Annotated in this window: 13 protein-coding genes; 7 read left to right on the forward strand and 6 right to left on the reverse strand. The window is 42.1% G+C overall.

The annotated features are described in order from the left end of the window. Positions 1 to 203 precede the first annotated feature (203 nt). From DO88_RS11190 to DO88_RS11160, 7 genes are all read left to right on the forward strand, one after another. Entirely contained in the window at positions 204 to 857 is a 654-nt protein-coding gene (locus DO88_RS11190; protein ID WP_007584328.1) for a TetR/AcrR family transcriptional regulator, read from the forward strand. Positions 858 to 860: 3 nt separating this feature from the next. Then, positions 861 to 1,343, forward strand: coding sequence for a putative 4-hydroxy-4-methyl-2-oxoglutarate aldolase (locus DO88_RS11185; RefSeq protein WP_024591947.1), 483 nt, complete (start codon positions 861 to 863; stop codon positions 1,341 to 1,343). A gap of 337 nt (positions 1,344 to 1,680) precedes the next feature. Continuing rightward, the gene (locus tag DO88_RS11180) at positions 1,681 to 2,886 is read left to right on the forward strand and encodes an amidase family protein (protein ID WP_033038930.1); all 1,206 of its coding nucleotides are present in this window, start codon (positions 1,681 to 1,683) and stop codon (positions 2,884 to 2,886) included. Further along, positions 2,883 to 4,466 carry a gamma-glutamyltransferase family protein gene (locus tag DO88_RS11175; RefSeq protein ID WP_033028493.1) on the forward strand — a complete coding sequence of 528 codons (1,584 nt, stop codon included), beginning with the start codon at positions 2,883 to 2,885 and terminating at the stop codon, positions 4,464 to 4,466. The genes DO88_RS11180 and DO88_RS11175 overlap by 4 nt, the downstream gene beginning before the upstream one ends. Then, positions 4,454 to 5,278, forward strand: a complete 825-nt coding sequence (locus tag DO88_RS11170; RefSeq protein WP_033028492.1) for a sulfite exporter TauE/SafE family protein — start codon at positions 4,454 to 4,456, stop codon at positions 5,276 to 5,278. Before DO88_RS11175 ends, DO88_RS11170 begins: the two co-directional genes overlap by 13 nt. A 3-nt stretch (positions 5,279 to 5,281) precedes the next feature. Then, the gene (locus DO88_RS11165) at positions 5,282 to 6,511 is read left to right on the forward strand and encodes a pyridoxal-phosphate-dependent aminotransferase family protein (RefSeq protein WP_033038933.1); all 1,230 of its coding nucleotides are present in this window, start codon (positions 5,282 to 5,284) and stop codon (positions 6,509 to 6,511) included. A 14-nt stretch (positions 6,512 to 6,525) separates the two neighbouring features. Then, the gene (locus DO88_RS11160; RefSeq protein ID WP_033038934.1) at positions 6,526 to 7,809 is read left to right on the forward strand and encodes an allantoate amidohydrolase; all 1,284 of its coding nucleotides are present in this window, start codon (positions 6,526 to 6,528) and stop codon (positions 7,807 to 7,809) included. 137 nt (positions 7,810 to 7,946) lie between these two features. Here the strand turns inward: DO88_RS11160 and DO88_RS11155 are convergent, their stop codons facing one another. The 6 genes from DO88_RS11155 to DO88_RS11135 form a co-directional block, all read right to left on the reverse strand. Next, a complete protein-coding gene (locus DO88_RS11155; protein WP_033038936.1) occupies positions 7,947 to 8,249 on the reverse strand; it encodes a hypothetical protein in 303 nt (100 codons plus the stop codon). 43 nt (positions 8,250 to 8,292) lie between these two features. Beyond that, positions 8,293 to 8,541, reverse strand: a complete 249-nt coding sequence (locus DO88_RS18710; protein ID WP_084166020.1) for a DUF1272 domain-containing protein — start codon at positions 8,539 to 8,541, stop codon at positions 8,293 to 8,295. Then, on the reverse strand, positions 8,535 to 8,897 hold the full coding sequence (locus DO88_RS11150; RefSeq protein WP_033038938.1) for a 2OG-Fe(II) oxygenase: 363 nt from the start codon (positions 8,895 to 8,897) through the stop codon (positions 8,535 to 8,537). The genes DO88_RS18710 and DO88_RS11150 overlap by 7 nt, the downstream gene beginning before the upstream one ends. A gap of 235 nt (positions 8,898 to 9,132) precedes the next feature. Next, positions 9,133 to 10,671 carry a glucan biosynthesis protein gene (locus tag DO88_RS11145; protein ID WP_033038939.1) on the reverse strand — a complete coding sequence of 513 codons (1,539 nt, stop codon included), beginning with the start codon at positions 10,669 to 10,671 and terminating at the stop codon, positions 9,133 to 9,135. A 344-nt stretch (positions 10,672 to 11,015) separates the two neighbouring features. Next, a complete protein-coding gene (locus tag DO88_RS11140; RefSeq protein WP_033038941.1) occupies positions 11,016 to 11,339 on the reverse strand; it encodes a hypothetical protein in 324 nt (107 codons plus the stop codon). Continuing rightward, positions 11,340 to 11,567 carry a hypothetical protein gene (locus DO88_RS11135; RefSeq protein ID WP_033038944.1) on the reverse strand — a complete coding sequence of 76 codons (228 nt, stop codon included), beginning with the start codon at positions 11,565 to 11,567 and terminating at the stop codon, positions 11,340 to 11,342. Positions 11,568 to 11,619: the final 52 nt, after the last annotated feature.

The following is an 11,619-nucleotide window of genomic DNA, read 5'->3' on the forward strand; positions in this document are numbered from 1 at the left end:
TTACTTAGCCCACTAGGTTACAAATCTCGCGCCGCGATTAAATAGCCCCTAGTTTGAACGAATTTTAATCCGCAAATATCAACAGACCCTAAAGTTAATAGCTTAAACCTCTCGCCTGTTTTTAACATTCACCCTTTTTAGTAATTGACCTTTTGGTCAGTAAAGCTACAATCAATCAATACGTTAAACACGCAAACTCTATAATGACCACACAAATAAAGCCAAATAAAAAAGAAATTACACGCGAGAAAAACCAAAAACTAATTTTAGATGCCGCCGAGCAATTGTTTTCGCAATTAGGTTACGACGGAGCAAGTATGAGCATGGTTGCTAAAGAAGCGCAGGTGCCAAAAGCTAATATTTTGTATTACTTTAAAAGTAAAGATGGCCTGTACGAGTCTGTGATTGACCGCATAATAGCTAATTGGAACTTAGGGCTCGATAACGTCACAATTAACGACGATCCAGCTACCGTGCTTTATAACTATATTAAAAGCAAAGTAATACTGGCCGTAAATCAGCCAATGCAATCTCGCTTATTTGCCAGTGAAATACTGCGCGGTGCACCCTATTTACAAAACTACTTTAGAACCAATACCCGCCCTTGGGTTAAACAAAAGGTTGATGTACTTCAAGCATGGATGGACGCTGATAAAATGGATAAGGTTGATCCCTACCATTTGCTCTTTACTATTTGGTCTACCACGCAATATTACGCCGACTTTCAGGCTGAGGTTTTACTCGTAATGAACAAATTAGAGTACGACGAAACTGATGTGGCACAAATTACGCAATCAATTGCCCACATAATTTTAAAAGGTATTGGTCTTAAAATACCTGAGCAAAGTGAGACTTAACCCATGACATCCTTTACTACACCCGATTTATTTGACGATCATCGCGATAACGTGCAAGTAGCAGACAGCGGCCTTTATCACTTTGGTAAAAAAACCACGTTTTATGGCAAAGTAGTTACCGTTACCTGCCCAGAAGACAACTCTTTTGCCGCCGATATATTACATGAAAATGGTGAAGGTAAAGTATTGGTTATAAACGGGTTTGCGAGCAAACGCTTTGCGTTTATAGGCGATATTATGGCTGAGCGTGCCCTAAATAATGGCTGGGAAGGCGTAATAATAAATGGCTGTTGCCGAGATATTGAAATACTCGCCACAATGAACTTACCTGTAATGGCGCTAGGCTCTACACCGCGTAGTACCTTAAAGCGCGGCTTTGGTGATAAAAACCAAGCTGTTACCATGCTTAGCACCACTATTGAACCTAACGATTGGGTTTACGCCGATATTAATGGTTTAATCATCAGTAAAACGCCGCTTATTTAGCACTCAAAACCATATAAATAAAGACCAACTTGGTGCATCTGCGCACCAAATTGGTTTGTTTTAGCTCATTTTAATCTCACTATTTTTATAGCCCACATTTACAAATCTCATATAACCCAACAAAACCTGACCAGTTGGACAGGATTTTAATTAATGGCATTCCTCTTGCTTAGGTTTTAAACAATATAATAAGCTAACCGATTAAAAAGCGGATCAGGCTCTGTAAAATAAAAACAAGATGTTACGCAGTGAGCTGAAAAATAATAAAAATTAATCCGTCTTTTTAATCACTCTAAATCTGAACTGCTTGGTCAGATTTTTTATAACGAGTGGTGATATGAGTACCAAAAATAATAATACGACCGGTATTTTTTGTGACCATGGTCCTACCCTGTGGCAAACAAACCAATCTGGTCTACTTGCAAACAATCGCTTAGCTGTAAAAGATGTATTTGCAGTAAAGGGCGAGCGTAACAGCGCAGGCAACCCACACTGGTTTAAAACAGCTAAACCGGCTCAAAATACGGCAAGCTCGGTTAATAAGCTCATGACCGCTGGTTGTAACTTTATAGGCTTTACCCATACTGACGAACTGGCTTATAGCTTAGAGGGTAATAATATACATTATGGCGCTGCGCAAAATCCTAAATTAAAAGGGCATGCTTGCGGTGGTTCGAGTATGGGGTCTGCTGCTGCAGTTGCTGCTAACTTAGCTGATATTGGCTTAGGCACCGACACCGGCGGCTCAATTAGAATACCCGCCAGCTATTGTGGTTTATATGGCATAAGGCCAAGCCATAACGTGATTGAAAAAGACGGCCTAATACCGTTGGCTCCGCCTTTTGATACCATAGGTTGGCTTACCCAAAGCGCCGAGCTATTAAGCGATGTAGGTAATGTACTGCTACCAAATCAAGCTATTAATAACGTTGATACCTTAGTTATTTGTGAGCCGTTATTTGAACTCGTTGACCCTGTTTTACAAGCCCCACTTAAACAATTGCTTGAAAAAACCAAGCCTAATTTTAAGCACCATAAAGAATTTGAACTACCTAACAGCAGCTTATTAAATGAACTTGCGGATAGTTTTAGAGTACTGCAAGGGCGAGCAATCGCAAAAACGCATAAAGATTGGCTTCAATTGCCGGGGCAACTTCCCCAGTTTGCTCCAGCAATTGCGGCACGTTTTAATATGGCGCTTGCCCTAACTGATCAAGAAGAACAAGAAGCACTAAAAGTACAAACCCAATGGCAAACACTAATAGCTAAAAACCTAAATACAAACAGCTGTTTATTTTTGCCAACCACACCTACAACCGCACCTAAATTAGGCGTCGACACAAGCGCCTTACGCATGCAAATTATTACGCTTTCGGCAATTGCAGGGCTTAGTAGCTCAGCGCAAGTGCATTTACCGCTGGCTGATTTAGCAAATGATCATCTGTATGGTTTTTCATTAATGATGAGCCACGGTAACGATAAAAGCCTACTTGCTTGCGTTAAGCACCTAGCTGCACATTTTAAACAGGACACACCGGCATGACCACACACAATATTGCATTTACCGCGTCTCATTTTTCGGCCACTGAGGCGGGTATAAATATACTAAAACAAGGCGGTACAGCTACCGAGGCTATGGTCGCGGCTGCCGCTGCTATTAGCGTTGTATATCCACATATGAACTCAATTGGTGGCGACAGCTTTTGGCTTATCGATAACCCAAATCAAAAAACGCCCACAGCTATTGACGCCTGCGGCCGCGCTGCAACTAATACAACGGCGTATAACCCGCTCACGCAAATACCAGAGCGCGGCGGATTAAGCGCACTAACTCAAGCGGGCACAATACGCGGCTGGCAAAAAGCGCTTGAACTAGATGAGCATGCGGCACTACCACTGTCAAAAATTTTAGCACCCGCTATTGAGCTTGCGCGCGAGGGCTTTACCGTTACAAAAAGCTTGCAAGCAGGCTGCGAAAAACTAGCCGCTGCTAACAATACCAATGAGGCGTTTAAAAGCCTCTACATACCCAATGGTAACCCCTTGCAAGCAGGTCAACATTTTAAAAACCCTAAACTTGCAGCAACGTTTGAATACCTAGCAAAGCATGGTTTAAACGCATTTTATGAAGGCGCACTTGCCAACTCATTTGCCGCCGACTTAGCAAAAGCAGGCAGCTCAATTACCGCAGGTGACATTGCAAATACTAAAGCCGGGGTAGTTACTGCGCTAAATGCAAACCTCAGTGGTATTGATTGCTACAACTTACCCGCGCCAACACAAGGCGTGCATTCACTACAAATAATTGGTGCCGTAAATAAGTTAAAGCATTTAGCTAAAACCGATGCCGACTGGACACATTTAATTGTTGAGGCAACTAAACAAAGCTTTACCCATCGCCCTACCCTTTGGGCTGACCCTGAAGCATTAGGAGACGATTATAAAAACGCACTAACCGATAATCGCTTAGGCGAACTTGCTAACAATATTGATATGAGTAAAGCACAGCAGTGGCCATTTAACGCAGAGCCTGGCGATACTGTGTGGATGGCAGCCAGAGATAAAAACGGGCAATTAGTCAGCTTTATTCAAAGTATTTACTGGGAATTTGGCAGCGGAATATTAATGAGTGAAGGCGGCTTTGTGTGGAATAACCGTGGTTTAAGCTTTAGTTTAAACAATCAAGATACCAACGCCCTTGCTCCAAATAAAAAGCCGGCTCATACACTTAACCCAGCACTGGCAAAGTTTAGCGATGGTCGTCGACTTGCTTACGGAACAATGGGCGGAGAAGGGCAGCCACAAACCCAAGCCGCTGTTTTTGCAGGCTACGCATGGCGAAATAAATCAATAAAACAAGCGATTAGCGACCCTCGTTGGTTACTTGGACGTACATGGGGCGATACAAGTACAAATTTAAAAATTGAAAAAGGGTTAGTTTTTCATATAGAACATGAATTAAATCAACGTGACCACGATTGGGTAAGCGTTGATAATAATAACGAAATGATGGGGCACGCTGGGGCGATTTTAGATACACCTACAAGCCTTGAAGCTGCAACAGATCCTCGTTCAGATGGACGTGCAACAGTAACTACAGCAGGAACACAATGTCAGAAATAATAAACCAATGGCCAATAGTAGCGGCCTTAATAGCAACCGGTATTTTTGCCGGAATTTTAGCAGGACTTTTTGGTGTAGGCGGCGGTATTGTTATCGTCCCTGTGCTGTATTTTTTACTGCAAGGTTTTGGCGTAAGCCCAGAGTCGGCAATGATGATAGCCACCGCTACATCACTTGCAACCATAGTACCTACTTCGCTTTCATCTATTCGCTCGCATAATAGCAAAGGGAATATTGACCTTGCGCTAATAAAATACTGGGCACCATTTATTTTAGTTATGGCCGTTGTAGGCAGCTACTTAGCGCACTCAATACGCGGTAATGCACTGGTACTTATGTTTGCCTGTATTGCTATTTTAGTCAGTTTAAACATGTTATTTAGAGCCGGCGCACCCGCGCTTGTAAAACAACTGCCAGGTAAATTTGGTCAAGGCGTTATGGCAAGTATTGTAGGTGGTTTGTCGGTAATGATTGGCATAGGCGGCGGTACTATTGGCGTACCTATGCTAAACGCATTTAATGTACGCGCCCATGTTGCAGTAGGAACTGCGGCCGTTTTTGGTTTATTGATTGCGCTACCAGGTGTTATTACCTTATTAAGTATTGGCACAACGCCAACCGATGCTCCCCTAGGTACGTGGGGATTGGTTAACCTCCCTGCCTTTTTTCTTATTATTCCGCTAACTATTTTATTTGCGCCTATTGGCGTAAAAATTGGTAGCAAGCTGGATCAAAAACAACTAAAACGCGCCTTTGCCGTTGTATTAATGATAACCGGCATACGCATGCTTATTCAGACTCTGGGAGCCTAAAATATGTTTAATAACACGCAAGTTCAAACCTTAAACCCACCACAGCGTTTATTAATGGGGCCAGGCCCAATTAATGCCGACCCTCGTGTTTTACGTGCTATGTCGGCGCAGCTTATAGGCCAATACGACCCAGTAATGACCGGTTTTATGAACGAAACCATGGCACGTTACCGCGAAATTTTTAAAACTAAAAACGAATGGACCATGCTAATAGATGGCACATCGCGCGCAGGGATTGAAGCCGTGTTATGCTCAATTTTACGCCCAGGCGATAAAGTACTAGTGCCAATTATGGGGCGCTTTGGCCACCTACTTGCTGAAATAGCAGAACGCGTTGGCGCAAAGGTGCACACAATAGAAGTACCGTGGGGCGAAGTGTTTACGCCCGAACAAATCGAAAAAGCCATTATCGATGTAAAACCCCATGTACTTGCTATGGTACAAGGCGATACATCCACCACCATGAACCAACCTCTTGAGCATATTGGCGATATTTGCCAAAAGCACGATGTACTATTTTATTGTGATGCTACCGCCTCTATTGTGGGTAACGAACTTCCTGCCGATGAGTGGAAACTCGATGCACTTTCGGTTGGTCTGCAAAAGTGTTTAGGCGGACCTTCTGGATCAGCGCCATTAACACTGAGCGACAAATGCGCTGATTGGATCCAAAAACGTAAAAAAGTAGAGGCGGGTATTCGTACAGCGGAGCATACCGACGGCACCGAGCCATTTGTACGCTCAAACTACTTTGATTTAGGCATGATCATGAATTACTGGGGGGAGGAGCGCCTTAACCACCACACCGAAGCCACCAGCATGCTGTATTGCGCCTCAGAATGTGCTCGCATTGTTATTGAAGAAGGCGTGGATTACTGCGTAGCGCGCCACAAATTACATGGCGATGCCATGCTAACAGGCATTCAAGCGCTCGGCTTAAATGTATTTGGTGATTTAACACATAAAATGAACAACGTACTGGGTGTGTATATACCCGAGGGCATTAATGCCGATCACGTACGCGGACAAATGCTAACCGATTTCGGAATAGAAATTGGCACCTCGTTTGGACCATTGCATGGAAAAATTTGGCGTATTGGCACTATGGGCTACAACGCCCGAAAAGATGCTGTATTACAAACACTTGCAAGCTTAGACGCTTGCCTACATGCCAACGGTTACAAAGGCCCTAAAGGCGAAGCCGCCATTGCCGCCCTTGCTCACTATAAATAAAAAAAGGATTTAGCATGACGATTGTAAGCCCACAACACAGCCCTTTATTAGATAAAGAGCTTGCTGATGAATACGCAACACGCGCTTTATCTCGCTGTAAAACCCTCAGCGCACTATCGCAAATGCAAGGCGGTATTCACCGCGTGTACTTATCAAAAGAGCACAAAGAGTGTAACGCTGTTACTGCATCGTGGATGGTTGAGGCAGGCATGCAATCGTGGCAAGACGAAGTGGGCAACCTTTGGGGGCGGCTTAAATCATCAAACCCACATGCTAAACGTTTAATTATAGGATCGCACCTCGACACAGTACCAAACGCAGGTGCGTTTGATGGTATTTTAGGTGTACTACTGGGGATAGAAATTGCAGCGCTTGCACATAAGTTAAAGCTCGACCTGCCCTTTCATTTAGATGTAGTGGGCTTTTGCGATGAAGAAGGCACCCGCTTTGCCACAACTTTAATTGGCTCAAAAGCCCTCGCTAGCGAATTTGACCCACAGTGGCTAAACATTGAAGACACAAACGGCATAACAATGCGCCAAGCCATGCTGGACTTTGGTTTAAACCCCAACGACTATGCAAAGGCCGCACTAAACAAAAACGAATTACTAGGTTACTGGGAAACTCATATTGAACAAGGTCCTGTACTCGAATCGGTTAATCAGGCGTTAGGGGTTGTAACTGCAATCGCAGGAGCAAAACGCGCCATGCTTACCCTAACAGGGCAAAGCGGTCATGCGGGTACAACCCCAATGAACTTGAGGCAGGATTCACTAGCAGGCTGCGCTGAATTAGTAACCGAAATTGAAAAACTAGCAAGTAATGCTAAAAATGGCGAAGTTGCCACCGTAGGGCAAATACAGTCTCGCCCTGGGGCTACAAACGTGATTGCAGGTAAAACGACCATTAGCCTAGATGCACGCGCACAAAGCGACACCGATCTCGCTAACTTACTAAGCGCCATACAAAGCAGCGCACAATCTATAGCAAGCAAACGCAATTTAACGCTTGATTGGCAATGGACGCATGCCGCCGATGCCGTAGCGTGCGACACCACTATTCAGCATTTGTTTTCAAGCGCATGTAAACTCAATAACCAAGCATCGCCTTCACTTGCCTCAGGCGCAGGGCACGATGCAATGGCAATCGCTCCAATTTGCCCCGTTGGAATGTTGTTTATACGCAGCCCTGGCGGTATAAGCCATCACCCAGCAGAAGCGGTTATCGACAGCGATGTAACAAAGGCACTCAGTGTAATGTACAGCGCGCTTTTACTTTATGTGAAAGAGTGTGAGTGATTTAAGGTAATCGAGTAAACCAAGTATATTAACTTGATATGCTTAGGGGCCTAAACCTCCTCAAAGTCATTTGGAGGTTATTAATGAAGGCAAGTAAATGCAGGAAAACGCAGGAATACACGTTATTTAAAGTAGCTTTATCGGGCTGCCCTTTGCTCTTTTAGGCTAAGGCGTTTATGTGAGCTATATACATGTTGAATGTTTGTACCATTAACCAAATATGCATCCATTTCGACGGTAATTAAACCCGATAATGGCTTGATTTCTAGAACACCCAACTCACCTAAATTTGCAGATAGTAAAGTATTATTCCTAATAGCTAACAAAGTTTTGTCAGTATCTCGTAAGTCACCATTCACATATAATTTAGCACCACTAAACCAAGAGTTAATTATTTTAACTTTGATTGACTTAATAGTAAATTCAAAGGATTTTCTCATCAGATCTCCATACCCAGAAATGTAATTATTATACTTTATGTTTTTATGTGTTTGGCGCACAAACACTTTCTTTTAATACCCGCTTAGTCGATGCTGGGTAATTTTTTAGTGCAGCCAAAGGGCGAATTGGCCGCTGAACCAAATTACCTGAGCAGTTTGGGCACACGTTATTTAACACCGTTTGAGCACAGCTAGAACAAAATGTGCATTCAAATGAACAAATAAAAGCCTCTGTGGACTGTGCAGGTAGATTCTTATCACAACATTCACAATTAGGTCTTAAATCTAGCATTTAGAGCTCCCTTTTATCCACCCAATGCTGAGTAAATATCGACTACCTTTTATAACTTTTGATACCTGATGCTCACTTACATCAGGGCGGAATAGTTTAACCCGCTTTGTTTCAAATATCGGATCACTGCAAATAAACTCACCACCCAAATCTGCTTTTTTAAGCACTATATTCAATCGATAGTGTTTACCAGATTCAACTTTGTCTGTGTGTGGTGCTATTTCACTTCCTTTTGGGAATTTAAGCAAATATGTATCAAATTTAATTGGCCACTTAGCACCACAAATCAACATTTTATCGTAGCCTGATTTTTGTCGGCCTCGCTCCCAACAAAATAATTTACTCAAAAAAAACATACAATCTCTCGAAACAGCTAACAAGCTGCAGGTTAACTCGTTTTTTTATTTTTATTGATAAACAAACCATAGCCGAGTTCATATTTTGATTCAATCGATTACTATATTTTACGTGGGATATAAAAGGGAGTTTTAATGGTGTTTTGATTGGCGTTTTAATAGACATTATGGTGGCTATAATTGACAGAAAATCAAAATATAGCCACCCGTTTTACTTTAATGCTTATTTAAGGGCTTATTTAATCGTTACCTTTGCATCACTTACCCATGTCTCAGTTATAGCTTCATCATTCTTATCAACTAAATACGCGCGTATGTTCACCGGATTATTGTTAGCTTGTTTGTAGTCAAATGCTAATCGCCATTGGTTTGTACCAACTACCGGATAAACCCCAATAGGCTCTAGTATTTCACCGTTGCTGGCTTCAACAATCGGCTTTATACCACTTTTGTTATCTAAGCCTTTAAATACTGGGCCTTCAAAATCAATCACCATTTTGTTAACACCTTCAGGAATAGGCTGGCCGGGAATCCCGCCTAAGCCTTGGCGAGTATTTACAACGCTTGCAAGTGTTTTTGATTTTGGATCGAGTGGACGCCACTCAATATCATAAGAAAAGGTAAACTCGTCGCCTTTGCGCGCCTCTTTTTCGGGCACCCAATAGGCAACAATATTGTCGAACGTTTCATCTTTTGTAGGAATTTCGATTAACTGTACTGCGCCTTTGCCCCAATCGTCAGTAGGTTTTATCCACGCTGATGAACGCTTATTGTAAAATACGCCATCGTCCTGGTAGTTATTAAAGTCACGATCTCTTTGGATTAAGCCAAACCCTTTTGGGTTCTCATCAATAAAACTATTGGTCGACACCGACTGAGGATTATTTAATGGGCGCCAAACGTATTGACCCGATCCTGTGTGAATAGCTAAGCCATCGCTATCGTGAATTTCAGGGCGCCAATCTTTAGCTTCTGTTTTATCTTTTTGTGAGTACCAATACATACTGGTTAACGGTGCTACGCCTAAGCGTTCAACATCAGAGCGCATATACAAATTAGCGCTCACTGAGGTGATATGGCCTTTAGCTTCTTTGTTATCTTTACTTAAACCAAACCGATAGGCACCAGTGATAGAAGGCCCTTCAAGCAATGCCCAAACAGACACACTTTCACCTTTTTTCTCTGCGGGGCCAATCCAAAATGCAGAAAAGCGCGGAAATTCTTCTGGCTGATTCATACCCGTATTAATTGCAATACCTCGAGCCGACAGTCCATATTGCCCCTCTGGCCCGTCGGTACGAAAATAAGACGCGCCTAAAAAAGATATCCAATCTGGTTTCATATCTGGGCGCATTATTCTAAAGCCTGCAAATCCAAACCCCTCTGGGAGATCGTGAGCTGGGCTGTCATCAGGCATATCAAAAACGTCATTACTAAAAGGTACATTTTGAACCTGATTTTTATCATCTCGGATGTAAATACTTACAGGCTCTGGAAAATATCGGCCAGGGTAAAATAATTGTACGGGCGCCTTTTTTCCACTTGGATATAAGGTTTCATCTTCTTTAAAGCGTATTTTCCAATGTTCGTCATACGTAATTTTATCGATTAACTCCGGCGCTGGCACCTTAGTTGGCGTATAGGGCTTTTCGGCTGAGGCTTTTGCCAGCGCTTTTAAGTCTTCGAATGAAAACTCCGTTTTATCTACTGTTTCCGTCGCGTAAGACGACATCGAAGTGCTAAAAATAATTGCGATAAATAACTTTAATTTCATAAAAAGAATGTCCAATAAATTGAGTCAAATAAAAATGGGAATGCTGCACGAACGTATGTTTAACTTAAAGTTCTGTATGGATATTACGTGACGTAATATGAACTAGCGTTTACTAAGGTATTGTTATTTGACTCTTAGTTAATTTGTTTTTGGGGCGGCGCGTTTAGTGATATCGCTGAAGTAAAAATAAGTGGGGATAGCGCAATTTATTATTAGATCGCTGGTATTCAAATGGATAAGGGTTGTATTTAGGTGGTGGAAAACGAAGAGGCTCACCACTTTTAAAACTTGCAATTAATGGCTGAATTTTATTCGCCGTCCACCTCAGGGCGTATTGTTAAATACTATAGGCCAGAAACAGTCACTGACGAATGACATTTATAATGTTTTTCAAAAATCATATATATAGCTTGAAATGAAACCCACAAAATAGCAAAAGCACCGACAATTACAGGAATTCTTTGATCTGCTAACTTCCCGGTAAACTCATGCACTTCTAGTATAGCAATTAAACCTAGTTGCATAGATGAAACAAGACCAGCAGCAGACATAAATATTGTTACTGCTTCTGTTAAATCTGCTTTCGTTTTTTCTTTATGCCAAGTTAGATAGATATATACCCCAACTAAAATTAGCCCGAGAAGAATAATAACTCCAATAAAATCCATCTATTTTCCCTTACTATTATTTTTTGAGCTATTACCTAAAAACCCACCAAGAGCTCCTCCAACAATTGCGCCACCAACACCAGGCGCAATTAAATTTCCAAGTAGAGCACCACCGATAATCAAAGCTGGAATCTTTGCGTTATCATTATTTTTACTCACACTTTCTCTATTACGATTAGGTAATTTAGTTGGTTTATTACCATTACCATTATCATTTGATTTATTCATAATTACCTTAAATAGTTTTAACGAGCCTGTTGATTAACTCGTTTTTTATTTG

This window comes from Pseudoalteromonas sp. S3431 (assembly GCF_000690035.1).
Taxonomy (GTDB): domain Bacteria; phylum Pseudomonadota; class Gammaproteobacteria; order Enterobacterales; family Alteromonadaceae; genus Pseudoalteromonas; species Pseudoalteromonas fuliginea.